At 72.9% G+C, this 23,456-nt stretch carries 24 protein-coding genes and 1 pseudogene; 10 read left to right on the forward strand and 15 right to left on the reverse strand.

Translation table 11 applies throughout. The features are described from left to right. The 6 genes and pseudogenes from ACFVTR_RS00005 to ACFVTR_RS00030 all read left to right on the forward strand — a co-directional run. Nucleotides 1-218: pseudogene (locus ACFVTR_RS00005) on the forward strand (TetR family transcriptional regulator); the annotation flags it as partial. A gap of 126 nt (nucleotides 219-344) precedes the next feature. After that, nucleotides 345-962 carry a DUF937 domain-containing protein gene (locus ACFVTR_RS00010; RefSeq protein ID WP_387033903.1) on the forward strand — a complete coding sequence of 206 codons (618 nt, stop codon included), beginning with the start codon at nucleotides 345-347 and terminating at the stop codon, nucleotides 960-962. Nucleotides 963-993: 31 nt separating this feature from the next. Next, nucleotides 994-1,440 carry a MaoC family dehydratase N-terminal domain-containing protein gene (locus tag ACFVTR_RS00015; RefSeq protein WP_387033905.1) on the forward strand — a complete coding sequence of 149 codons (447 nt, stop codon included), beginning with the start codon at nucleotides 994-996 and terminating at the stop codon, nucleotides 1,438-1,440. Further along, the gene (locus ACFVTR_RS00020) at nucleotides 1,440-1,865 is read left to right on the forward strand and encodes a MaoC family dehydratase (RefSeq protein WP_387033907.1); all 426 of its coding nucleotides are present in this window, start codon (nucleotides 1,440-1,442) and stop codon (nucleotides 1,863-1,865) included. Before ACFVTR_RS00015 ends, ACFVTR_RS00020 begins: the two co-directional genes overlap by 1 nt. Nucleotide 1,866: 1 nt before the next feature. Further along, nucleotides 1,867-3,066, forward strand: a complete 1,200-nt coding sequence (locus tag ACFVTR_RS00025; RefSeq protein ID WP_387033909.1) for a UDP-N-acetylmuramate dehydrogenase — start codon at nucleotides 1,867-1,869, stop codon at nucleotides 3,064-3,066. Between the two features lie 31 nt (nucleotides 3,067-3,097). Beyond that, nucleotides 3,098-3,466, forward strand: coding sequence for a hypothetical protein (locus tag ACFVTR_RS00030; RefSeq protein ID WP_387033910.1), 369 nt, complete (start codon nucleotides 3,098-3,100; stop codon nucleotides 3,464-3,466). A gap of 30 nt (nucleotides 3,467-3,496) precedes the next feature. Here the strand turns inward: ACFVTR_RS00030 and ACFVTR_RS00035 are convergent, their stop codons facing one another. Next, nucleotides 3,497-3,991: a hypothetical protein gene (locus tag ACFVTR_RS00035; protein ID WP_387033912.1), complete on the reverse strand. Its 495-nt coding sequence runs from the start codon at nucleotides 3,989-3,991 to the stop codon at nucleotides 3,497-3,499. 11 nt (nucleotides 3,992-4,002) lie between these two features. Then, complete coding sequence (locus ACFVTR_RS00040; RefSeq protein ID WP_387033914.1) at nucleotides 4,003-5,640, reverse strand: PspC domain-containing protein; 1,638 nt, start codon at nucleotides 5,638-5,640, stop codon at nucleotides 4,003-4,005. Nucleotides 5,641-5,756: 116 nt separating this feature from the next. Here ACFVTR_RS00040 and ACFVTR_RS00045 point away from each other — a divergent pair, with 116 nt between their 5' ends. Together ACFVTR_RS00045 and ACFVTR_RS00050 are read left to right on the forward strand one after the other, a co-directional pair. After that, entirely contained in the window at nucleotides 5,757-6,986 is a 1,230-nt protein-coding gene (locus ACFVTR_RS00045) for a PspC domain-containing protein (protein ID WP_387033916.1), read from the forward strand. After that, nucleotides 6,979-7,647 (forward strand): LuxR C-terminal-related transcriptional regulator, encoded by a 669-nt coding sequence (locus ACFVTR_RS00050; protein WP_376941703.1) that lies wholly within the window; start codon nucleotides 6,979-6,981, stop codon nucleotides 7,645-7,647. Before ACFVTR_RS00045 ends, ACFVTR_RS00050 begins: the two co-directional genes overlap by 8 nt. Before the next feature lie 30 nt (nucleotides 7,648-7,677). On the opposite strand, the gene ACFVTR_RS00055 is transcribed toward ACFVTR_RS00050, so the two are convergent. The 11 genes from ACFVTR_RS00055 to ACFVTR_RS00105 all read right to left on the reverse strand — a co-directional run bounded on the left by ACFVTR_RS00055 (nucleotide 7,678) and on the right by ACFVTR_RS00105 (nucleotide 19,825). Next, a complete protein-coding gene (locus ACFVTR_RS00055; protein ID WP_387033918.1) occupies nucleotides 7,678-9,369 on the reverse strand; it encodes a long-chain-fatty-acid--CoA ligase in 1,692 nt (563 codons plus the stop codon). A 123-nt stretch (nucleotides 9,370-9,492) separates the two neighbouring features. Next, nucleotides 9,493-11,172: an MDR family MFS transporter gene (locus ACFVTR_RS00060; RefSeq protein ID WP_387033920.1), complete on the reverse strand. Its 1,680-nt coding sequence runs from the start codon at nucleotides 11,170-11,172 to the stop codon at nucleotides 9,493-9,495. Next, complete coding sequence (locus ACFVTR_RS00065; protein WP_387033922.1) at nucleotides 11,169-11,813, reverse strand: TetR/AcrR family transcriptional regulator; 645 nt, start codon at nucleotides 11,811-11,813, stop codon at nucleotides 11,169-11,171. Before ACFVTR_RS00065 ends, ACFVTR_RS00060 begins: the two co-directional genes overlap by 4 nt. A gap of 38 nt (nucleotides 11,814-11,851) precedes the next feature. Beyond that, nucleotides 11,852-12,493, reverse strand: coding sequence for a response regulator (locus ACFVTR_RS00070; RefSeq protein WP_387033924.1), 642 nt, complete (start codon nucleotides 12,491-12,493; stop codon nucleotides 11,852-11,854). Next, the gene (locus ACFVTR_RS00075) at nucleotides 12,490-13,656 is read right to left on the reverse strand and encodes a sensor histidine kinase (RefSeq protein ID WP_387033926.1); all 1,167 of its coding nucleotides are present in this window, start codon (nucleotides 13,654-13,656) and stop codon (nucleotides 12,490-12,492) included. Before ACFVTR_RS00075 ends, ACFVTR_RS00070 begins: the two co-directional genes overlap by 4 nt. Before the next feature lie 50 nt (nucleotides 13,657-13,706). Beyond that, complete coding sequence (locus ACFVTR_RS00080) at nucleotides 13,707-14,510, reverse strand: ABC transporter permease (RefSeq protein ID WP_387033928.1); 804 nt, start codon at nucleotides 14,508-14,510, stop codon at nucleotides 13,707-13,709. Next, nucleotides 14,507-15,391 (reverse strand): ABC transporter ATP-binding protein, encoded by an 885-nt coding sequence (locus ACFVTR_RS00085; RefSeq protein ID WP_387033930.1) that lies wholly within the window; start codon nucleotides 15,389-15,391, stop codon nucleotides 14,507-14,509. The genes ACFVTR_RS00080 and ACFVTR_RS00085 overlap by 4 nt, the downstream gene beginning before the upstream one ends. Before the next feature lie 106 nt (nucleotides 15,392-15,497). Next, complete coding sequence (locus ACFVTR_RS00090; RefSeq protein WP_387033932.1) at nucleotides 15,498-16,697, reverse strand: RNA polymerase sigma factor; 1,200 nt, start codon at nucleotides 16,695-16,697, stop codon at nucleotides 15,498-15,500. 137 nt (nucleotides 16,698-16,834) lie between these two features. Beyond that, nucleotides 16,835-17,677 carry a YciI family protein gene (locus ACFVTR_RS00095; RefSeq protein ID WP_387033933.1) on the reverse strand — a complete coding sequence of 281 codons (843 nt, stop codon included), beginning with the start codon at nucleotides 17,675-17,677 and terminating at the stop codon, nucleotides 16,835-16,837. Between the two features lie 106 nt (nucleotides 17,678-17,783). Next, the gene (locus ACFVTR_RS00100; protein WP_387033934.1) at nucleotides 17,784-18,788 is read right to left on the reverse strand and encodes an isopenicillin N synthase family dioxygenase; all 1,005 of its coding nucleotides are present in this window, start codon (nucleotides 18,786-18,788) and stop codon (nucleotides 17,784-17,786) included. A 302-nt stretch (nucleotides 18,789-19,090) separates the two neighbouring features. Further along, nucleotides 19,091-19,825 carry a LysE/ArgO family amino acid transporter gene (locus tag ACFVTR_RS00105; protein WP_387033936.1) on the reverse strand — a complete coding sequence of 245 codons (735 nt, stop codon included), beginning with the start codon at nucleotides 19,823-19,825 and terminating at the stop codon, nucleotides 19,091-19,093. A 72-nt stretch (nucleotides 19,826-19,897) separates the two neighbouring features. Here ACFVTR_RS00105 and ACFVTR_RS00110 point away from each other — a divergent pair, with 72 nt between their 5' ends. Beyond that, complete coding sequence (locus tag ACFVTR_RS00110) at nucleotides 19,898-20,866, forward strand: LysR family transcriptional regulator ArgP (protein ID WP_387033937.1); 969 nt, start codon at nucleotides 19,898-19,900, stop codon at nucleotides 20,864-20,866. Between the two features lie 135 nt (nucleotides 20,867-21,001). Further along, on the forward strand, nucleotides 21,002-21,436 hold the full coding sequence (locus tag ACFVTR_RS00115; RefSeq protein WP_387033939.1) for a hypothetical protein: 435 nt from the start codon (nucleotides 21,002-21,004) through the stop codon (nucleotides 21,434-21,436). On the opposite strand, the gene ACFVTR_RS00120 is transcribed toward ACFVTR_RS00115, so the two are convergent. Beyond that, the gene (locus ACFVTR_RS00120; protein ID WP_387033941.1) at nucleotides 21,412-22,155 is read right to left on the reverse strand and encodes a hypothetical protein; all 744 of its coding nucleotides are present in this window, start codon (nucleotides 22,153-22,155) and stop codon (nucleotides 21,412-21,414) included. The genes ACFVTR_RS00115 and ACFVTR_RS00120 overlap by 25 nt on opposite strands. Before the next feature lie 5 nt (nucleotides 22,156-22,160). Further along, nucleotides 22,161-23,387, reverse strand: a complete 1,227-nt coding sequence (locus ACFVTR_RS00125) for a pyridoxal phosphate-dependent aminotransferase (RefSeq protein WP_387033943.1) — start codon at nucleotides 23,385-23,387, stop codon at nucleotides 22,161-22,163. Nucleotides 23,388-23,456: the final 69 nt, after the last annotated feature.

The following is a 23,456-nucleotide window of genomic DNA, read 5'->3' on the forward strand; positions in this document are numbered from 1 at the left end:
CGGTGGTCGCCGTGCTCGATTCCTTCGCCCTCGGCTTCGGGCTCGACTACGCCTCGCCCGACGACATCTGGCAGCCGGGGACGCCGACGCGGAGTCTCGGCCGCCTCATCGCCACCGCCGAGCGCGGCGACGCACGCTCCGACCGGGTCTTCGAGCTCGGCCTCGAGCTCGTGCTCGACGCCCTGCGGCTCCGGCTCGCGCGACTGCGCGACGACTGAGCGCACGCCGCCGCCCCGCGGCATCCCCGGGCGCCCGCGGGGCGCCTCTTCCGTAGCCGCCGCCCAGCCCGATACCGTGATTCCGCGGCGCCCCGACGGCGGGCGCGCAGAAATGGGGAACTCGAAATGGCCGCAATCGACGACATCATCGCCGACCTCCCGATCGGCGACATCGCCGCCAAGCTCGGGGTCGACGAGGCCACCGCGAAGCAGGCCGTCGGCGACGCGCTGCCCGCACTGCTCGCCGGCATGGGCGCCAACGCCGCCGACCCGGCCGGCGCGGCGTCGCTCGAGAAGGCCGTCGCGAAGCACGACCCGAAGCTCGTCGAGGGCGGGGTGAACCTCGCCGACGTCGACGAGGCCGACGGCGAGAAGATCGTGAAGAACGTCTTCGGGGGCAACACCGACCAGGTCGTCAAGGCGCTCGACACGAAGGAGGGCGGGGCGGGCAACCTCATCGGGCAGCTCCTCCCGATCCTCGCGCCGATCGTGATGAGCTTCCTCGCGAAGCAGTTCCAGCAGAAGCAGGCCGCGCCGGCCGAGAGCGAGGCCTCCGGCGGCGGCATCGGCGACCTGCTCGGTGGCCTGCTCGGGGGCGGCTCCGGCAGCTCGGGCGGCTCGAGCTCGGGCGGTGGCCTCGGCGACCTGCTCGGGGGGCTCCTCGGGGGCGGCTCGGGTGGCTCGAGCTCGGGCGGTGGCCTCGGCGACCTGCTCGGCGGCCTCCTCGGCGGCGGCAAGCGCTGAACGGTCGACCCGCCCCGAATAGACTGTCCGGGTGTCACTGAACCCCGAGCTGCAGGGGCGGGTCTACCCGTCCACCGAGCCATACCTCGTCGGCCGTGAGAAGGTGCGCGAGTTCGCCCGCGCCGTGTTCGCGACGAACCCCGTCAACCTCGACCCCGAGGCCGCCGCGGCCGCGGGCTACGCCGACGTCGTCGCCCCGCCGACCTTCGCCGTCGTCGTGCAGGAGCACTCGCTCGCCCAGCTGCTCGCCGACTCCGATGCGGGCATCGACTTCTCGCGCGTCGTGCACGGCGACCAGCGCTTCACCTCGACCCGGCCGATCGTCGCGGGCGACCTACTCAGTGCGACGCTCACGGTCGCGAGCGTGAAGAGCCTCGGCGCCCACTCGATGGTGACCGCCGAGACGGCGATCACCGATGCCGCGGGCGAGCACGTCGTCACCGCGATCTCGACGCTCGTCATCCGAGGAGAAGACTGATGGCCGCCCCCGACTTCGCCTCCCTCGCCGTCGGCGACGTGGTCGCCGAGCGCGAGTTCCCGCTCACCCGCGACTCGCTCGTCCGCTACGCCGGCGCATCCGGCGATTTCAACCCGATCCACTACCGCGACGACGTCGCCGCGTCGGTCGGCCTGCCGGGCGTGCTCGCCCACGGCATGCTCACGATGGGCTTCGCCGTGCAGCCGGTCGTCGACTGGGCCGGCGACCCCGGCCGCGTCGCCGACTACCAGGTGCGGTTCACTCGTCCCGTCGTCGTCGACCCCGTCGACGGCGCCCTCGTCACGGTCTCGGCCAAGGTCGGCCAGCTCGACGAGGCCGCGACCGTCGCCCGCATCGACCTCACCGTCAAGCTCGGCGACGACACCGTGCTCGGCAAGGCGCAGGTTCGCGTCGCGCTCGCCTGACATGACCGGCGCCGCCTCGTTCTCGGAGCTCACGACCCTGCGGGTCGGCGGGCCGATCGCCCGTCTCGTCACCGCGACCACCCAGCGCGACCTCGTCGACCTCGCGGTCGAGTCATGGTCGACGGATGACCCGTGGCTCGCGCTCGGCGGCGGCTCGAACCTGCTCGTCGGCGACGGCGGCTTCGACGGCACCGTCATCCGCGTCGCGACCAAGGGCATCGAGGTGCTGCCCCGAGCAGGCGAGGGCGACGACGTCGCGCGCCTGCGTGTGCAGGCGGGCGAAGTGTGGGACGACCTCGTCGCGTGGACGGTCGAGCACGGCTACTCGGGCCTCGAGGCGCTCTCGGGCATCCCCGGCTCGGTCGGCGCGGCACCCGTGCAGAACATCGGCGCCTACGGCCAGGAGCTCGAGTCGACGCTCGTCGCGATCGAGTTCCTCGACGAGGGCGCCGAGCGCCCGCGGCGCATGACCGCGGAGGAGCTCGAGCTCGGCTACCGCACCTCGGTGCTGAAGCAGGGGCTTCGCGGCATCGTCGTCTCGGTCGAGCTCGAGCTGCACGACACCGCCTCCGAGTTCGCGGTGCTCGGCGAGGCGCCGGGGCAGCCCATCGCCTACGCCCAGCTCGCGGGCGCCCTGAACGTGCAGCTCGGCGACCGGGTGCCGATCGCGCGGGTGCGCGAGACCGTGCTCGCGCTGCGCGCCTCGAAGGGCATGGTGCTCGACCCCGACGACCCCGACTCGGTGAGCGCGGGCTCGTTCTTCACCAACCCGATCGTGACCGAGCGCACGGCCCGCGCGATGCCGGCCGACGCGCCTCGCTGGTACCTCGAGCCCGACGAGCCCGACGAGGTGACGCCGCTCTCGACGATCGCCTCGGGCACCCCGCTCGACGCGTTCCTCGAGCTGCAGGCCGAGATCGAGGCATCCGACCCCGAGGCGCCGGCGGAGGCCGCCGGACCCGGACCGCTCGTGAAGCTCTCGGCCGCGTGGCTCATCGAGCACTCGGGCATCACGCGCGGGTTCGCCCTGCCCGGGTCGCGCGCCGCGATCTCGTCGAAGCACACCCTCGCGCTCACGAACCGGGGCGGGGCGAGCGCCGATGAGCTCGCGCAGCTCGCGCGCTTCGTGCAGCAGCGCGTGCAGGCCGAGTTCGGCATCGTGCTGCGGCCCGAGCCCGTGCTCGTGGGCATCGAACTCTAGGCGGGCGCCGAGTCGCACTAGGGTCGGACGGGTGGACCGCACCGACTTCATCGAACACCGCCGCCCCGACGGCGAGCTCGTCGGCTGGCTGCGCCCCGACGGCGAGGGGTTCGTGCCCGTCGACCTGCTCGGTCGCGAGCTCGGCGACGCCGTCGACTGGCTCGCGGGCGAGGAGCAGCTCGAGGCGCACGGCATCGGCTACCTCGCCGACCCGTACGTGCTGCGGCTCGACGACGGCTCCGAGTTGCGGGTGCGCATCACCGAGGTGAGCACCGACCGCATCGTGGTCAAGAAGGACGACTTCGGGGCGATCGACATCCCGCTCATGCGGTTCGAGCTCGCCTGGCCGATGCCGGCCGAGCTCACCCCGCTCGGCGATCGCGAGCTGCCCGTCTGGTGAGGCGCTGAAGCCGTCGCGTGCCGCGGGCGGTCAGCCGCGTGCGGCGCGGCGCTGGCGCTCGCCCCTGCGGATGAGCCCGACGATGCCGAAGAGCGCGACGACGACGCCGACCACGGCGAGCAGGTAGAGCGGCACGAGCGGCATCGGCACGGCGGCGATCCAGAACAGCACCTCGTCGCGGTGCTGGAGGTCGACGAGCGTCCAGAGCGTGAACCCGGCGATCGTGCCGAACAGCAGCGCCCAGACGAGCGCGCCCCAGCGGATGGTCGGGCGGGGGAGCGGTGCGACCGCCCCGGCGTCGTGGCCGGTCGAGGAGGTCGCGGTCGCGGTGGGCCGGTCGCCCGGTGCGGGCGCGGGCGGCGGCACCAGCGGGGCGTCGTCGGCGAGCACTCGGTCGAAGGCGAGCGTCTCGATGCCGTCGTCGAGACGGGCTGTGGTGTCGAGACGCGCGGTCTCGTCGAGACGGGCCGTTTCGGCGAGCCGCTCGGTGTCGTCGCGGCGCTCGTCGGGCGTGGGCTCGGGCATGTTCGCTCCGTTCATTCGAAGACCTCGATGAAGACCGATCCGCTGTTCTGCCGGAGGACGAGTCGCGCGTCGGCGGTCGTGCCCTCGGAGTCGTCGGTCGCCACATCGCCGAGCACCAGGATGCGGCGGTCGACGTCGACGTCGCCGAACTGCCGCTGCGACGGATTGCCGTCGGCGTCCCAGACGGTGTAGCTGATGGCACCCGCGTCGCTCGCGTCGAGCACGATCGACGTGTTCGGGTCGACGGTGATGTAGGTGTCGCCCGTGCCCTGGGTCAGGGTGATCACCTGCGCGTCGTTCGGATAGCCGTCGTACGAGCCGACCGAGACGTACGCGTCGCCGACGGGCTGCAGGAGCTGCTGCGGGTAGCCGAGCGAGATCGACTGGTTGGGGGCGATGAGCGTGCCGTACGGGGCGAAGGCCGACACCGCGGTGCTCACGAGCATCGCCACGAGGCTCGCCGCGGTGATCGTGGCGAGGATGCCGCTGCGGCGGCGTCGGAGGGCGGCGACGACCATGCCGAACGAGAGCACGAGGGTCGCGGCGGCGAGGGCGATCGCCGTGCTGAACGCCGCGGTCTCGGGGTCGCCGAAGGCCCAGATCGCCGTGATCGCGCCGGTCACGACGGCGATGCCGAGGAGGGTGAACACGTACGCGGCGCTCGCTCGGGGGCGGCTCGCCCTGCGGGCGGCGCGGGCGGCGGTCGCCTGCGCCTGGAACTCGAGTGCGCGAGCACGCGTCTCCTCGGCGGCCTGCTCGCGCGCGGCCCGGTCGGCCTCCGCCTGACCGGCCTTCCACTCGGCGTGCGAGGCGCGCCAGGCCTCGTGCTGGGCCCGCCAGTCGGCGATCGCGGCCGCGTCGGCGCCCTCGGCGGGCACCGGCGGCTCGACGGTCGAGGGCGGCTGGGCGGGGGCGGTGGTGGATGCCCCGGCAGCCGCGGTGCCGGCCGTGAACGCGACGGCCGAACCGGCGGGTGCCGTGCCGGCGACACCGGCGTCGACGATGGGCCCCGTGCCGGCGGCACTCGGCGCGGAAGCCATTCGTGCCGCACCGCCGGCCGGGGAGCTGTTGGAGGCCCGACGGACGAGCCAGACGATGAACCAGACGATCGCGCCGACGACGAGCAGGCCCCAGACGACCCGCAACGGCCAGGTGAGGTCGAACCCGAAGACCGGGTCGGCGATCTGCCAGTCGGGCCACCAGCGCCAGCCGAGCCATCCGCCCTGCACCAGCGGGATGAACCCGATGACGCCCATCACCGCGATGCCGACGACCGCGGGGTCGACGATGCCGCGAGTGAGGCGCTCGAGGTGGATCTCGCCCTCGACGTCGGGCAGCAGCAGCCAGGCGATCGCGTAGACGAGTACGAACGGCGCTCCGAGCACGGCGAGCACGACGACGATGCCGCGCACGATGATCGGGTCGATGCCGAGTCGGGCGCCGACGCCCGCGCAGACGCCGCCGAGCCAGCCGGCCCGCCGCGGCACCCCGAGGCGGCGGAGCCAGGCGTAGAAGCCGGGGCCCGTGGCATCCGGGCCGTTCGGAGACGAACCGACCGCCCCGTCGGCCTGCTGGCCGGCGGACGTGGAGTCCCCCTGCACATCCTCCGGCGCTGGGCCGGCCCCTGGGGCGGTCTGGTTCGTCTCCATGCTTCGATGCTGGCAGCCGGGCAGGGCCGCCCGCCATGGGGTGGATCCCTGATTCGACCCTGATCGTCGGACCCCAGCCCGTGGCCGCGGCCCCGTGGTCTGCTTGGATTGCAGTCATGGAGCAGCGTGCGGTGCCGGAGGAGGCCGCCTCGGCGACCGCTTCGACGCCGCCGAGGATGACGCGCCCCCGCGACTGCCTCGCGACGGGCACCGCGGCGGGGCTCGCCGAGCACCTCGGCTGGCCGGTGTGGATCGTGCGTGCTGCGTTCGTCGTGACGAGCCTCGCGAGCGGCGCCGGGCTGCTGCTCTACCTCTGGCTCTGGGCGCTGACCCCGTGGCGGGAGGGCGAAGCGCAGCCGACCCGGCGCGCGCCGGTCGCCTGGATCCTGATCGTCGCCGCGACCGTGTGCCTCATCATCGCGTGGGCGACGCCGGGGCGCGTCGTCGAATCGGGCGGGGAAGGCCTCGTCGCCTGGCTGGGCCTCGTCGCCGCCGGGGTCGCGCTCGCCGCCGGAGCGGGGGCGTGGGCGACGCTCGTCGACCGTCCTGACCCCGAGCGCGGGCCGCGGGCCGAACTCGCGATCCGCATCGTCGCGACGGTGCTGCTCGCGGTCACGGCGCTCGCCCTCGTGCTCGGGCCGACCGCGTCGTGGTACCCGGTGCCGACGTTCGTCGCCGCGTTCGCCGCACTCGTCGGCATCGCGCTCGTGTACCTGCCGACCCTGCTCGCCCAGTGGCGCGAGCTCAGCGACGAGCGCACGAAGCGCATCCGCGAGGAGCAGCGCAGCGAGATCGCCGCGCACCTGCACGACTCGGTGCTGCAGACGCTCGCCCTCATCCAGAACCGGGCCGGCGCGACGAGCGAGGTCGCCCGCATCGCCCGGGCGCAGGAGCGTGAGCTCCGCGACTGGCTGTTCGCGGGCGACGGCCCGGCCGACAGCGACCTCGGCACCGACCTGCGGGACTTCGCGGCGGCGCTCGAGATCGACTATGCGGTGACGGTCGACGTCGTCGTGGTCGGCGAGATCCGCGAGCGGGCGAGCGGCGAACTCGCGGCGGCGGCGCGCGAGGCGATGTTGAACGCGGCGCGTCACGCCGGGGGAGAGGTGTCGGTGTACGTGGAGTCGAGCCACGAGGCGGTCGAGGTGTTCGTGCGCGATCGCGGGCCGGGGTTCAGCCTCGCCGAGGTGCCGGGCGACCGGCTCGGCGTGCGCGAGTCGATCATCGGCCGGATGCGCCGGGCCGGCGGCTCGGGCTCGGTCGCGCCGGGTGCCGGCGGGGTCGGCACCGAGGTCCGCCTGCGCTTCCCGGCCGAGCGCGTGAACGGGGAGGCGAGCCGTGGCTGAGCGGGTGCGGGTCGTCGTGGTCGACGACCATTCGATCTTCCGGTCGGGCCTGAAGGCCGACCTCGACGACACGATCGAGGTCGTCGGCGAGGCGCACGACGTCGAGTCGGCGGTCAGGGCGGTGACGGATGCCTCGCCCGACGTCGTCCTCCTCGACGTGCACCTGCCCGGGGTCGCGGTGCCCGCGGGCACGAGCGGCGGGGCCGAGGTGATCCGGCGCGCGGCGAACGCCGTACCGGGCACGAAGTTCCTGGCGCTCTCGGTCTCGGACAAGGCCGAGGACGTCGTCGGCGTGATCCGAGCCGGGGCCCGCGGGTACATCACGAAGGGCTCCTCGGGCGCCGACGTCAGCCGGGCCGTGCACGCCGTCGCGGGCGGCGACGCCGTGTTCTCGCCGAAGCTCGCGGGCTTCGTGCTCGACGCCTTCGGCGCCGCGGTCGGCGAGACGGCGCAGGCGAGCGACGAGCTCGACCGGCTCTCGGCGCGCGAGCAGGAGGTCATGCGGCTGATCGCCCGCGGCTACGCCTACAAGGAGGTCGCCGCCGAGCTCTTCATCTCGACGAAGACGGTCGAGACGCACGTCTCGGCGGTGCTGCGCAAGCTCCAGCTCTCGAGCCGCCACGAGTTGACGGCGTGGGCGAACGCGCGGCGCCTGCTCTGAGGCATCCGCACGCGTCGCGGCGGGCGCGGGCTACCGCTCGAGGAGGGCGTCGCGCACCTCGCGGCGCAGCACCTTGCCGATGAGCGAGCGCGGCAGCTCGTCGAAGGGCTCGATGCGCTTGGGCACCTTGTACGGCGTGAGGCTCGCCCGGCAGAAGTCGCGCAGCGCCGTCTCGTCGAAGACCGCGCCCTCGCGGAGCTCGACGCCGGCGGCGACGATCTCACCGCCCGAGCGGCCGGGGAGGCCGACGACGGCCGCCCCGCGCACGTCGGGGTGCGCGAGGAGCGCGACCTCGACCTCCGACGGCGAGACGTTGAATCCGCCCGTGATGATGAGCTCCTTGCGGCGGTCGACGATCGTGACGAAGCCCTCGCCCGAGACGCGCACGATGTCGCCGGTGCGCAGCCAGCCGCCCGGCAGCAGGGTCTCGGCGGTCTCGGCGGGCCGCCGCCAGTACCCCTGGAACACCTGCGGCCCGCGCACCAGCAGCTCGCCGGCCTCGCCCTCGGGCAGGTCGACGTTCGGGTCGTCGGGGTCGATCACGCGGATCTCGGTGCTCGGGAACGGCACGCCCACCGTGCCGGGGCGCCGCGTCGGCCCCATCGGATTGCCGAGGGTGATCGGCGAGGACTCGGTCATGCCGTAGCCTTCGACGAGCAGCCCGCCGGTCGCGTTCTCCCACAGATCCACCGTCGCGATCGGCAGGCTCATCGCCCCCGAGATGGCGAATCGGATGTTGCGGAGCGCGCGCGGGTGCTTCACGGCGTCGCGCACGAGGCGGTCGTAGATCGGCGGAACAGCGGGCAGGAACGTCGGCGGCGAGTGCCGCGCGGCGTCGAGCACGAGCTTCGAGTCGAACGTCGGGAACAGCACGAGCCGCGCGCCGATGCTCATCGCGAAGGTGAGGCAGAGCGTCATGCCGTAGGCGTGGAACAGCGGGAGCACCCCGTAGAAGACCTCGTCGCCCTCGGTGAGGCCCGGCACCCAGGCGCGGCCCTGCATCGCGTTCGCCCGCAGGTTGCGGTGGCTCAGCACCGCGCCCTTGGGCGTGCCGGTGGTGCCGCTCGTGTACTGCAGCACGGCCGTGTCGTCGAGCCCGGGGCGCGGGTGCCGCTTCGAGAGCGCGCGTCGCGAGACGAGGCGCTCCCACGCGACGAGGCCGCGCGCCGTCGGGGTCGTCGTGAGCGCGGCGCGCGAGCGGCGCGCCTGCGGGATCGGCAGCCGGAGCGCCAGGCGCTTGCCGAACGGGAACGCGCGCGTCAGGTCGATCGCGACGATGTGGTCGGGCCGGATGTCGCCGGGGAACTCCGCGACCGTGTCGGCGACCTTGTTCCAGACGATCGCGACCTTCGCCCCGTGGTCCTCGAACTGGTGCCGCAGCTCGGGCGGCGTGTAGAGCGGGTTGTGCTCGACGACGATCGCGCCGAGCCGCAGCACCGCGTAGAACGCGACGACGTGCTGCGGGCAGTTCGGCAGCACGATCGCGACGCGGTCGCCCGCCTCCACGCCGAGCCGGCGCAGCCCCTCGGCAGCCCGGGCGATCTGCTCGCCGAGCTCGTCGTAGCTCGTCTCGGCGCCGAAGAACTCGAGCGCGGTGCGACGGCGGAACCGGCCGACCGCGTCGTCGATCATGTCGACGAGGGTCTGCGACGGCTCCTCGATGGTGTGCGGCACGCCCTCGGCGTAGTGCGCGAGCCAGGGGCGGTGTTCATACGGGGTCATGCGAGCCTCTCGAGGCCATCGAGCATGCGTCGACGACGGGCTCGGCCCCTCGTTCCGGCGGTGCATGCGGATGCCACGTCAAGCGTAGGCGCATCCGCATGCACCGCACCGAATGGGTGCCGGTCAGCCCTGGGCGGGCGTCGACCCCGTCGCCGAGGAGACCGCCTCGCCGTCGTCGGCCGGACCCGTCACCACGGTGCCGCGTCCGCGCAGGGCCTGCTCCGCGGCATCCGCCTCTGAGCCTGCGATCGCCTCGCCGCGGGCGACCATGCCGGCCTCGTCGGAGAGGGGGATCTGCTTGAGGAACAGCGCCAGCACGAACGCCGCGAGGATGAACGGGATGAGGTACCAGAAGACGGGCGCCAGCGAGTCGGCGTAGGCCGTCACGATCGAGTCGCGCACGGGATCCGGCAGCTCGGAGAGGCGCTGCGGGTCGAGCGTCGACATCGCGTCGCCGGCCTGCGCGGCGCTCGCGCCGGCGTCGGTGAAGATCTTCGTGAGGTTCTCGGAGAGTCGGGTCGTGAACATCGCGCCGAAGATCGCGACGCCGAGCGACGCGCCCACCTCGCGGAAGTAGTTGTTCGTGCTGGTCGCGGTGCCGACCTGGGTGGCCGGCACGGCGTTCTGCACTACGAGCACGACGACCTGCATGATGAGGCCGAGACCCGCGCCGAACACGAACAGGTACACGCAGATCAGCCAGATCGGGGTGTCGGCCGAGAGCGTCGTCATGGCGAGCATCGCCGCCGCGGTCACGAGGGTTCCGGCGATCGGGAATGCGCGGTAGCGGCCCGACTTCGAGATCGCGATGCCCGACCAGATCGAGGTGCCCATCATGCCGGCCATCATCGGCAGCATCAGGAGACCCGACGCCGTCGCCGAGGTGCCCGACGACATCTGCAGGAAGGTCGGCACGAACGCGATGGCCGAGAACATGCCGATGCCGAGGGTGAAGCCGATCGCGGTCGCGTTGATGAAGACCGGGTTCTTGAAGAGCGAGAGCGGGATGATCGGGTCCTCCGCGCGGGCCTCGGCCCAGACGAACGCGCACGCGGCGGCGAGGAGGCCCACGCCCCACGCCCAGGTCTCGATCGCGTCCCAGCCGTGCTCGGCGCTGCCGCCGAAGTCGGTGAAGAAGATGAGGCAGACGGTCGCGGCCGAGAGCAGCATGACGCCGAGCACGTCGATGCGGTGCGTGGCCTTCTTGCTCGGCAGGGTCAGCGTGAACCAGGCGATGGCGAACGCAGCAATGCCGATCGGGATGTTGATGTAGAACGCCCACTGCCAGGTGAGGTGGTCGACGAAGTAGCCGCCGAGGAGCGGCCCGGCCACGGCCGAGAGGCCGAAGATCGCGCCGAGCGGGCCCATGTACTTGCCGCGCTCGGAGGCCGGCACGATGTCGGCGATGATCGCCTGCGACAGGATCATGAGCCCGCCGCCGCCGAGGCCCTGCATGGCGCGGAACGCGACGAAGGCCCAGAAGGTCGGCGCGAACGCGGCGCCGATGGAGGCCACCGTGAACAGTGCGATCGCGATGAGGAAGAGGTTGCGGCGCCCGAGCACGTCGCCGAACTTGCCGTAGATCGGCATGACGATGGTCGTCGCGAGGAGGTAGGCGGTGGTGATCCACGCCTGGTGCTCGACGCCGCCGAGCTCGCCGACGATCGTCGGCATCGCGGTGGAGACGATGGTCTGGTCGAGGCTCGAGAGCAGCATGCCGGCGATGAGCGCCGAGAAGATGATCCAGATGCGCCGCTTCGTGAGGAGGAGCGGCGCGGCCTGGGCGGGCGGTGCGGTGGTCATTCGGTTCCTTCGGGGGTGGGGGAGAAGAGGGCGCGTGCCGAGTCGAGCGACTCGAGGAGCAGCGCCGCGAAGTCGGTGGTGTTGCCGGGGGCGAAGTAGCGTGCGGCCGAGGCGCGCACGACCGTGCCGATGAGCTGCACGGCCATCGCGGCCCGGGGGTCGCCGGGGGCGAGACCCTCGCGGAACTCGATGACCCCGGTCATCCTGCGCTCGAGCTCTGCGCCCTCGCGCATGAACTTGGGGAGCAGCCCCGGCTCCCGTTCGACGAGCATCTCGGGGTTCGGCTCGTCCTCGGGGTGTTCCACGTCGAAGGGGATGCTCGCGATCGCGAGGCCGACGAGATCGCGCATGAGCGTCGCCGAGATGCCGGCGGCATCGCTCGGCCGCGCGTTCACGAACTCGGTGAGGGCCTCTTCGTCGAGCGTGTCGTCGCGGTGGCCGACGACCGCGTCGTCCTTCGCGTGGAAGTAGTTGAAGAAGGTGCGGCGGGAGACCCCGACGCGTTCGCAGAGCTCTTCGACGGTGAATCCGCTGAGGCCGCGCTCCATGGTGAGGAGGCGCGCCTGCCGGGTGAGTTCACGGCGGGTGCGCTCCCGGCGCTGTGCGCGGACGCCCTCGGGTTTCGTTGCACTCTCGCTCATGAAGTGCAATTTTGCACTATTCGATCAAGAGTGCAAAATCAGAGTAGGCCGAGCTCCATCGCCCGGGTCACCGCACGGGTGCGGTCGTTCACCTCGAGCTTCTCGAAGATGTGCAGCAGGTGCGTCTTCACCGTCGCCTCGCCGATGAACAGCTCGCGTGCGATCTCGGGGTTCGACCGGCCGGCCGCGACGAGGCGCAGCACCTCGAGCTCGCGCGGCGACAGCGAGGGCGCGGCATCCGCCGGCTCCGCGGCGTCCGCGCGCACGCGGGCGACGAGCTTCGCCGCGATCGACGGCGCGAGCACGGTCTCGCCGCCCGCCACTGCGCGGATCCCCGCGAGGATCTCCTCCTGCGGCGCCGCCTTCAGCAGGTAGCCGCCCGCGCCCGCCTCGATCGCCGACAGGATGTGCTCGTCGGTCTCGTAGGTCGTCAGCACGAGCACCCGGGTCCCCGGCACCTCGGCGACGATCTCGGCGGTCGCCGACGCGCCGTCGACCCCTGGCATGCGCAGGTCCATGAGCACGAGGTCGGGATGCTCCGTGCGCGCGAGCTCCACCGCCTCGGCCCCGTTCGACGCCTCCCCGACGACCTCGATGCCGGCTGCCGTGCGGAGCAGCCCGACGATGCCGGCCCGCACGATCGGGTGGTCGTCGGCCACGACGACGCGGATCGGATTCATCCCCGCTCCTTCCGCGGCACCGTCACCCGCAGCAGCGCACCGCCGCCCGGGGCGGCACCGAACTCGAACGCCCCGCCGACGAGCGCCGTGCGGTCGCGCAGGCCCGCCAGCCCGAAGTTCCCCGGCTCCGCCGGCTCGCCTGCGCGCGAGGGTCCGACGCCGTCGTCGCGCACGGTCAGCTCCACCCGCTCGGCCGACGCCCGCACGGCGATCTCGGCCCGGTTCGCCTGCGCATGCTTGCGCACGTTCGCGAGCCCCTCCTGGGCGCACCGCAGCAGCACGACCTCGAGCTCGCGGTCGAGCCCCGTGGCATCCGCGTCGATGCTCACCCGCACCCCCGTCTCGCGCTCGAAGGCGGCGCCGAGCCGGCCGAGCGCGGCGGCGAGGCCGCCGTCGGCCGAGACCGGGGCGAGCGAGGCGACGAGGCCGCGGGCTTCGGTGAGCGCCTCGCGCGCCATCTGCTCGATGAGCTCGACATCGCCGCGCGCCGCAGCCACCGCCTCCCCGTCGACCGCCGCGAGGCGGTTCTCGGCGCGTTGGGCCACCATCACGAGGCCCGTGAGGCTCTGGGCGATCGTGTCGTGGATCTCGCGGGCGAGCCGGCCCCGCTCCTCGTTCACGCCCGCGTCGCGGTGCATCGCCGCGAGCTGGCCCTGCGCCGCCTGCAACTCGTCGTACAGCCTGATCCGCTCCTCGCCGATCTGGGCGATGTGCGTGATCCAGAGGCCGAGCGCGAGGCTGAAGCCGAGCGAGAGGCCCGCGACCGTGAGGCCGGCGAACCAGCCGCCGAGTCCGAAGTGCGCGAGGTACCCGACGAACAGCGCGAGCGCGACCACCACGTTGGCGATGATCGCGCGCCGCGTCGACGGGGCCGTGATCCAGATGAAGGGGTAGGCGAAGGCCTGCAGGATCGACGCGCCCGGGTCGTAGGCGACGCCCGTTCCGACGACGGCCGCGAGCACGATCGTGATGACCACGTGGCGCGTCGCGTCCTCGCCGCCGATGCCGCCGCGCAGGTAGGCGAAGTAGAGCACCAGGAACACGCCCGAGACCGCCCACGCGCCCCAGTCGCCGGGGCCGTAGGGCGGTTCGGCGAGCCCGAACAGCACCGTCACCGCGGCGACCGCGAGCGCCCCGAGATCCCACCAGCGGCGGTTCAGCATGTCGTCATGCTCTCACGGGGCGATCACGGCGCTCGCGCGGCCCGCGCGCCTCAGGCATCCCGTCGGATCCAGCGGAACGTGATCCGGCTGAGCACGAGCCCGACCACGAGCCAGATGCCGAGTGCGATCGCGACGCCGGGCAGGTTCCACGACTCGTTCTGCTCGAGCACCTCCCAGCCCTCGGGCAGGAACACGTAGCGCATGCCCTGTGCGATCCACTTGAGGGGGAAGAGGCTCGCGATGTCCTGCAGCCAGGTCGGCAGCATGTTCCACTGCAGGTAGACGCCCGAGATGAACTGCAGCAGCAGCACGATCGGGATCACGACGGCGGTCGCGCTCTTGCCGCTGCGCGGCACGGCCGAGAGGGCGATGCCGACGAGGGCGCAGGTCACGAGGCCGAGCACGAACACCCAGGCGAAGGTGAGCCACTTCTCGGGTTCGGTGGGCAGGTCGATGCCGAGCACGAGCCATCCGGCGAGGATGAGCAGCGCCGCCTGCAGCGTGCCGGTCACGAAGACCTGGCCGATCTTGCCGAGGAAGTAGCTGATCGGCGACAGCGGGGTGCCGCCGAGGCGCTTGAGCGTGCCGTTGCTCTTCTCCAACGCGATGTCGACCGCGAGGTTCTGCACGCCCGACAGCAGGATGCCTGCGGCGATCATGCCAGGGAGGTAGTAGGCGGCGATCGAGATCTCGGCCCCGGGAGGGCCGACCTCGCCCTGCGCGCTGAACGCGGCGGAGAAGATCGCGAGCATCACGAACGGGAAGAGGAACGTGAAGAACAGGGTGTCGATCGAGCGGAAGTAGGTCTTCGTCTCGTAGCCGATGCGCGAGGCGCCCAGCGTCATCATGCTCATGCGAGCACCTCCTCGGATTCGGCGGCGTCGTCGACGCTGCGCACGAGTTGCAGGTAGATGTCCTCGAGGCTCGGTCGGATCACCTCGAGGTCGGCGGGTTCGCCACCGGCGGATGCCACGACGGATGCCACGACCCGGCCCGGCTCGTGGGTACGCTCCTCGCGGAGCACGCCGCCCGCGTCGCGCCAGCGCACGAGGGGCACGCGCGCGTCGGCGCCGCCGATCTCGTCGATGCCGCCGAGGTCGACGAGCCGGCCCGCGGCGATGACGCCTGCGCGGTCGGCGAGCTTCGCGGCCTCGTCGAGGTAGTGGGTCGTGAGCAGGATCGTGGTGCCCTCGGCCTTGAGCCCTCGGATGACCTCCCAGAAATGGCGCCTGGCCTCGGGATCGAAGCCCGTCGTCGGCTCGTCGAGGAAGAGCAGCTCGGGGCGCCCGATGATGCCGAGCGCGACGTCGACGCGCCGCTGCTGGCCGCCCGAGAGCTTCGCGATGCGCGTCTTCGCCTGCGCCTCGAGGCCCACGGCCGCGATGACCTCGTCGACCTCGCGCGGGTTCGGGTAGAACCCCGCGAAGTGCCTCAGCTGCTCGGCGACGGTCACGAGCCCCGTCTCACCGGTCGACTGCAGCACGATGCCGAGCCGGGCCTTCCAGCCGAGGCCGCCCTTCGCCGGATCGACGCCGAGCACGCTCACCTCGCCCCCGGTGCGGTTGCGATATCCCTCGAGGATCTCGATGGTGGTCGACTTGCCGGCGCCGTTCGGCCCGAGCAGGGCGAAGGTCTCGCCGGGGCGGATGTCGAAGCTCACCCCGTCGACCGCGGTCTTCTGGCCGTACTGCTTGCGGAGCTCCCGCACGCTCACGGCCGCCTCGTTCGTCTTCATGGCTCCAGCGTGGCAGCCGGCTCGCCCCGGCGGCAGCGTCCGACGGGTCGATTCCGGCATCCACCGGTCGGTGGATGCCGCCTGACGGGTGCTGCCCCGATGTCGCCTATCGGATCGAGATCTCGGCCAGCCGACGTTCGAGGAATCGCCGTTCGGGTCCGGTCGGCGCGAGTGCGATCGCGTCGCGGCAACGGGCTGCTGCCTCATCGAGCCGGCCGGCACGGCGCAGGAACTCCGCCTGCGCCGCCGGCAGCAGATGGTACCCCGCAAGGCGGCCCCCCGCCTCGACCTCGGCGAGGGCCGTGAGCCCGGCGCCGGCACCGTCCGCCTCGCCGATCGCGATCGCGCGGTTCAGCCGGACGAACGGCGAGTCGCCGTGCCGCGCGAGATCGTCGTAGCGGGCGGCGATCTCGGCCCAGTCGGTTTCGGCGGCGGTCGCCGCACGTGCGTGCACCGCCTGGATCTCGGCCTGCAGGCGGTACGGGCCGTCGCTCGCACGAGTCGCCCGAGACCCCCCGGCGAGCAGGGCGAGCCCTTCGGCGATCTCGTGCGCGTCCCAGTGCGCGCGATCCTGCTCGGCGAGCGGCACCAGGTCGCCCACCCCGTCGACGCGGGTCGCCGCTCGCGAGTGCTGCAGCAGGAGCAGTGCGAGCAGCGCCCGGGCCTCGTCCGTCTCGGGCATCACGTCGGTGAGGAGCCGGCCGAGCCGGATCGCCTCGGCCGCGAGATCGAGGCGCTGCAGCCGATCGCCCGAGGACGCGAGGTAGCCCTCGTTCGCGATCAGGTACACGACCGCGAGCACTCCGCCGAGCCGCTCGGCCAGCGCGTCGGCCGGCGGCACGCGATAGGGGATCCCGGCGTTCCGGATCTTGCGCTTCGCCCGAGCGATCCGCTGCCCCATCGTCGACTCCGGCACGAGGAACGCCCTCGCGATCTCGCGGGTCTCCAGCCCGCCGACGGTGCGCAGCGTGAGCGCGACGCGCGCCTCCATCGGCAACGCCGGGTGCGCGCACGTGAAGACGAGGCGGAGCCGGTCGTCCCACGCCTCGTCCTCGCTGCGCGCGACGACCTCGGCCGGGTCGGCGGGGCCCTCGAAGCTGCCGTCGGCTCGAGCGTCCATCAACCACTCCCTGACCTTCTCCGCCTCGACGCCGCGGCGCCGGAGTCTGTCGAGCGCGATGCGGCGGGCGCTCGTCGTGAGCCAGGCGCCCGGATTGCGCGGAAGCCCGTCGCGCGGCCACGTCGCGGTCGCCCGTTCGAACGCCCCTGCCGCAGCCTCCTCGGCGACGTCCCAGTCGCCGGTCACGCGGATGAGGGTCGCGACGACGCGCGCCCACTCGCCGTCGAACGCGTCGCGGAGCGCTCGGTCGACGTCGACCGGAACGGCCCCGCCCTGCTCGGGCGGAGCCGCATCCGGCGCGCCGTGCGCGCGACCGGCCTGCGTCAGGACCCCGCCCCCGCGACGGCCCCGACCGCGTCGGCCGCGCGGGGCTCGAGTCGCACCGCGACCTCGGCCGCCTCGCGCTCGACCCGTTCGGTGTGGTCCTCGTGCGGGTCGAACGGCCACAGCGGGCGCAGCTCGAGCGTTCCGCCACGGGCCATCGGATGCTTCGACGCGACCTCGATCGCCTCGGCGAGGTCGGCCACCTCGAGCAGGTCGAAGCCGGCGATCCACTCCTTCGCCTCGGTGAAGGGCCCGTCGGCGACGAGCACTTCGCCGTCCCTCCGGCGCACGAAGGTGGCGTCCTCGGGGCCGCGCAGCACCTCGCCGAAGAGTCGCACGCCGCGGCCGTCCATCTCGGTCACCCACGCCTCGGGACCGTTGTCGTCATCGGCGCCCTCGCTCGCGGGACGCTCACCGGCGGGGTCGGCGATCACGAGCAGGAGGTACCGCCGGCCACGCGGCTCCCGTTCCGCGAAACCGGCGGGCACGATGCGGGCGCCCGGCTCCGCGTCGGGCCATCGCATGAACGGGCGAACCTCGACGCGACCGAACGACGCGACCGGGTGCCGCGATGCGATCTCGATCGCCTCGTCGAGGTCGCGGGCGTCGATGACGTCGAACCCGCCGATCGATTCCTTCGATTCGGTGAATGGGCCGTCGCTCACCAGCAGCTCGCCGCCCCGCACGCGAACGGTCGTGGCATCCTGCTCGGGGCGCAGCCGCTCGCCGAACTCGGAGACGCCGCGCGCGACGACCTCGTCGACCCACTCGCCGACGTTGTCGTCGGCGGCGACGTAGGGCAGGGCGTCCGCGCCCTCTGCGTACAACAGCGCGTATTCCATGGTGGAATCCTCTCTCTCGATCACGCTACGCAGGTACGACGAACGGCGGTAGCCGTTTTCGACACCTCACGCGAGCTCGCGGAGGAGAGACGCTCCCGAAACCCGGTCAGGCGCCGACGAGGAGCCTCGGGTGCTGGGCCTCGACGACGTTCGGGTGGGCGCGGAGCCGGCTCTTCAGCCAGTTCTCCCCGAACACCGCGTGCAGGGGGTTCGCCGGGTCGCGGGTGATGCCGGGCGCCTCCGCGGCGAGCTCGGGGGCGAGCTCGACCGTCGGGATCACGGCGTCGAGCGCGGGGCCGTGGAAGTACGGGATCGAGATGCGCTCGGTGCCCGGCTCGGGAGAGACGACGCGGTGCTTGGTCGCCTTGAGGTAGCCGTCGGTGGCGATCTCGAGCAGCTCGCCGATGTTCACGATGAATGCGCCGGACGGGGCGACGACGTCGATCCACTCGCCGTCCTTCTCGACCTGCAGGCCGGCCTTGCCGTCCTCGACCGAGAGCAGGGTGAGCACGCCGAGGTCCTTGTGGGCGCCGACGCCCTGCGCGGGCTGTTCGGCCGAGACACCGGGGTAGCGCACGATCTTCAGGTACGGCGAGGGGCGTTCGAAGGCGGCGTCGAAGGTGTCGGGTGCCGCGCCGAGGGCCTCGGCCCAGCTGCGCAAGAGCCGCGTGCCGACCTCGTCGAGCCGGGCGATCCACTCCTCCGACACGGCCCGCAGCTCGGGCAGCGCCTCGGGCCACAGGTTCGGGCCCTCGAGGATCCAGTAGTCGGGGGTGTCGGCGGTCATCGGGACGGCCGGGCGCTCGGCGCCGAGGTCGATCTGCTCGCGGATGTCGACGCGACCGAGCGTGCGTTCGCCGCCCATGCGGGTGTAGCCGCGGAAGTGCGGGCTGGTGACGTTCTCGATCGCGAGCTTGTGCGACTCGGGGAGCGCGAAGAACGCGCGCGCCGCGGCGTAGGCGCGGTCGATGAGCTCGGTCGGCACGCCATGGCCGATGAGCGAGAAGAAGCCGACCTCGTGCGTCGCACGGCGGAGGTCGTCGCGGAACTGCGCCTGCTGCTCGGTGGTGCCGTTGAGCAGGGAGAGGTCGAGAACGGGGATGCCGGACATGGGATGGTCCTTTCGAGTGCCGGATGGTGCGCCGACGACGCGGCGGCCCCGGCATCCGTTGACGTCGGCTGGGCGGCATCCGGGTTCGAGATCGATGCGGGGATCGAGTCGAGGCGGATGCCACGGAGCTGACGCGGACGCGTCGGATGCGGCGTGAGCACGGGGCTGCGGTCGGCGGCGCGGGGAATCGCGCCCTGGGGTCGTCGGGGAGACGACCGCCTAGCGGCGACAGCAGCGACAGGTGAAGGTGCTCACGATGTCGGACACGGTAGCACGGTCGCGGACGACCTCGCCATTCCCGGTCAGTGCGGCAGCACGAGCGAGGCCGCGATGGCGAACATGACGACCGCGATCACGCCGTCGAGGATGCGCCAGGCCCGCGGCGTGGCGAGCACCCGGCCGAGGAGGCGCGCACCGTACGCGAGGGCGAAGAACCAGACGAGGCTCGCAGCCCCGGCGCCCGCGGCGAACGCCCAGCGCCCGTCGCCGTGGCTGTTCGCCACCGAGCCGAGCAGGAACACCGTGTCGAGGTAGACGTGCGGGTTCAGCCACGTGAGCGCGAGGCAGGTGAGCAGTACGGGCGCGAGGGTCGATCGCGCCGCCCGGGAGCGCGTCGGCGTCAGCACCGTCGCGGGCGCCGTCGTGCGGGCGGATGCCGCCGAGTCCGCGGACGCGGTGGGAGTCCCGGCCCCCGCGTCCGCGGGCTCCACGGCATCCGTCGCCTCCTCCTCGGCGACGAGCGCCTCGCCGCCGGGCTTCAGCGCACGCCGGGCCGCGAGCAGCCCGTAGCCGACGAGGAACGCGGCCCCCACCCAGCGGATGACCTCGACGAGCCACGGCACCGCGGCGAGCACCGCGCCGATGCCCGAGACGCCCACGAAGATGAGCGCGAGATCGCTCAGCGCGCAGATCGCCGCGACGGCGAAGACGTGCTCGCGACGGATGCCCTGACGCAGCACGAACACGTTCTGCGCACCGATCGCGACGATGAGCGAGAGGCCGAGGCCGAGGCCGGCGAGCGCGGAGGAGAGGGGCATGGGAACGAGGCTACGAGGGGAATTCTCATGAATCCAGCTCAAGATCCTTCAGAACCATTAGCCTTGCTTCAGATGCAGATCCCCCTCGACCTCGCCCGCACGCTCGCCGCCGTCATCGACGAAGGCACCTTCGACGCGGCCGCCCGACGGCTGCGGCTCACCCCGTCGGCGGTGTCGCAGCGTGTGAAGACCCTCGAGCAGCAGCTCGGCCGGGTGCTCGTCGTGCGCTCGAAACCCGCTCGGGCGACCGAAGCGGGTGCCGCGGTCGTGCGGCTCGCGCGCCAGCTGGCGCTCCTCGAGCACGATGCGCTCGCCGAGTTCGGGCTCGATTCCGACGCGGCCCCCGCGGGTGCTGCCGCAGCCGGCACCGGCGTCCGATCCGCCTCGGTCCGGCCGGTGCCGATCCCGCTCGCGGTGAACGCCGACTCGCTCGCCACCTGGTTCCTGCCCGCGCTCGCCCGCGTCGCGCGGGCCCACCCCGTCGTCTTCGATCTGCACCGCGACGACCAGGACTTCACGGCCGGGCTCCTCGAGTCGGGCACCGTCATGGGGGCCGTCACTTCGCAGGCCACCCCGGTGGCCGGATGCCTCGTGCGCCCCCTCGGCGTCATGCGCTACGAGGCCGTGGCGACGCCGGCGTACGTCGCCCGGTGGTCCGCCGGGCACGGCGACGGCGGCGGCACGGCGCCCGTGGCATCCGCGCTGCCCGACTGGCTCGCGCACGCACCGCTCGTCGACTTCGACCGGCGCGACCATCTGCAGCACGACGCGCTCGAGGCCGCCGGATTCGACCCCGAGCGCGCCCCGCGGCACTTCGTGCCCGCGTCGAACGACTTCGCGAGCGCCGTGAAGCTCGGCCTCGGCTGGGGCATGCTGCCCGAGTTCCAGTCGTCGGGCGAGCTCGAGCGCGGCGAGCTCGTGCGGCTCGGCGGCACGCCCGTCGCCGTGCCGCTCCACTGGCAGCAGTGGAACCTCAGCTCGCCCCTGCTCGACGCGGTGGCCGTGGAACTCGCGCGCGAGGCCCGGAGCGCCCTGGTCTGAGCACGCTGTCGCGTGAGATTCCAGTGCTGGCACGCATGCGATCTCCAGTGCTGGCACGCATGCGGTCGGCCGACGCCTGCGCTACCGTCGCCGCGACCCGGGCGAGGAACTGCCAGTCCTGGCGAGGAGCTGCCCATGAAGATCTGGGTGGTCGCGGCGATGGTCGCCACCGCCACCATCGCCGCGGTCGCTGCCGCCTACGGCGTCGGGACCCTCGTCGGCATGCAGGTCGCCACCTCGAGCGGGGCGCCGACGGGGCTCCAGGTGCCCGAGCCGCCCGTCTCGCGGGGCGGTGACCTCCGTGACGATCTCGTGCTGCGCGACGCCCCCGAGATGCTCGGGTCGTTCGACCGCGGGGGCTCCGCCGTCGCGTACTGCGAGCGGGGCGAGCTCGCGATGGGCGGCGGGCGCCTCGGTACGAGCAGCGGGCTCCGGGTGGTCCATGACGGGCCCGTCGCCGGGAGCGGCGGTGCCGCCCGCCCGATCGGCTGGCGGATCGAGGTGGAGCGGACCGAACCGGATCGCAGCCCGAGGTTCTTCACGGCCTATGTGGTCTGCCGGGCGGGTTGATCGGGCCCGACCCACACCCGCAGGGGTGCGAGGGGCCGGAACCCGGCGGCGAGGGCGTCGGCGAGCGCGTCGTCCGACTCGTAGCCGACGATCGGGAGGCCCGGCCAGCGCACCCCCGCCTCACGCCGGAGCGCGCGGTACAGCTCGAGCCCGCCGCCGAAGGCGTTCGACAGGCCGACGACCTCGCCGGTGCGATTGAGGACGCCGCCCGCGGCCGGAGTCGCGTGCGCCGGCGCCGTGCCGAGCACGAGCACGCCGGGCGCCTCGAGGAGCGGCGAGGCGAACGCGTCGGGCAGGCCGTGGGACTGCCCCCACCGGGCGAGCCCGGCGCCGCCCGTCACGGGGACGAGCCCGAGCGAGCCATCGGTGCCCGTGGAAATCGGCGCCGTCGCCGGCGTCGCGGCGTCGGCGACGACCCACGTCGCCTCGAACAGGGGTGCCCAGCCCGCCGAGCCGAGTTCGAGGTCGGCGAACGAGTCCTTGAGGCTCGAGGCCGCGGGGGAGCACCTCGCGAGCGCCGCGAGCACGGCCGACGGGTCGAGCCCGGCTTCGAGGGTGACGGCCTCGGGGTACCCGACCGGCGTCGGCGACTCGGCCACCCAGAGTGCGCCGTCGAGGGTGAAGGCCGAGGCGATGCCGTGGCTCGTGGCCACCGCGCGGCACCACTCCGCGTTGTTGCGCGCGGCGAGGCGCGCGAGCGCGGCGTCGCCCCGCGGCATCCGACTCAGCCGAAGAGGCGCTGCAGGCGCTGCACGCCCTCGAGCAGCGGCTCGTCGCCGAGCGCGTAGCTCAGCCGCAGGAAGCCGCTCGGCCCGAACGCCTCACCGGGCACCGCGGCGACCTCGGCCTGCTCGAGGATGAGGTCGGCGAGCTCGAGCGAGGTCGTCGGCGTCACGCCGCCCCACTCGCGGCCGAGGAGGCCGGTCACGTCGGGGTAGACGTAGAACGCGCCCTCGGGCACCGGCACCGTCATGCCGTCGATCTTCGAGAGCTCGGCGACGATGAGGCGGCGGCGGCGGTCGAAGGCCTGCCGCATCGCCTCGACGGGCTCCTGCGGGCCGGTGAGCGCGGCGATGGCGGCGCGCTGCGAGATGTTCGACACGTTCGACGAGAGGTGCGACTGCAGGTTCGCGGCGCCCTTGATGACGTCGGCGGGGCCGACCATCCAGCCGAGGCGCCAGCCGGTCATCGCGTAGGTCTTGGCGACGCCGTTCACGAGGATCGTCTGGTTCGCGAGCGCCGGCACGGCCTCGACGATCGAGACGGCGCGCGGGGCGGCGCTGCCGACCTCCGAGTCGAGCGCGCCGTAGGTGAGGTTCTGGTAGATCTCGTCGGCGACGACCCAGATGCCGTGCTCGAGGGCCCACTCGCCGATCGCGCGCGTCTGCTCGGGCGAGTAGACCGCACCCGTCGGGTTCGACGGCGACACGAACAGCAGCACCTTGGTGCGCTCGGTGCGCGCGGCTTCGAGCTGCTCGACCGTGACGAGGTAGCCCTGGTCGCTGCCCGCGAAGACGTCGACCTGCGTGCCGCCGGCGAGCTTGATCGCCTCGGGGTAGGTGGTCCAGTAAGGAGCGGGGACGAGCACCTCGTCGCCCTCGTCGAGGAGCACCTGGAACGCCTGGTAGACGGCCTGCTTGCCGCCGTTCGTCACGACGACCTGGCCGGGGGAGACCTCGAGGCCCGAGTCGCGCAGCGTCTTCGCGGCGACCGCCTCGCGGAGCTCGGGCAGGCCCGCCGCGGGCGTGTAGCGGTAGTTCTTCGGGTCGCGCGTGGCGGCGAGCGCCGCCTCGACGATGTGCTCGGGCGTCGCGAAGTCGGGCTCGCCGGCGGCGTACGAGATGACCGGGCGGCCCTCGGCCTGGAGGGCCTTCGCCTTCGCGTCGACCTTCAGGGTCGCGGACTCGGCGATGGCGGCGATGCGGGCGGAGAGACGGGCGCGTTCGGTCACGGGAACCAGCCTACGGCGCGCGCGCCGCTGATGACAGGCGGTGTCATGGCGCAATCCATCCGGAGATGG

The organism is Agromyces sp. NPDC058126 (genome assembly GCF_042884595.1).
Classification (GTDB): Bacteria; Actinomycetota; Actinomycetes; order Actinomycetales; family Microbacteriaceae; genus Agromyces.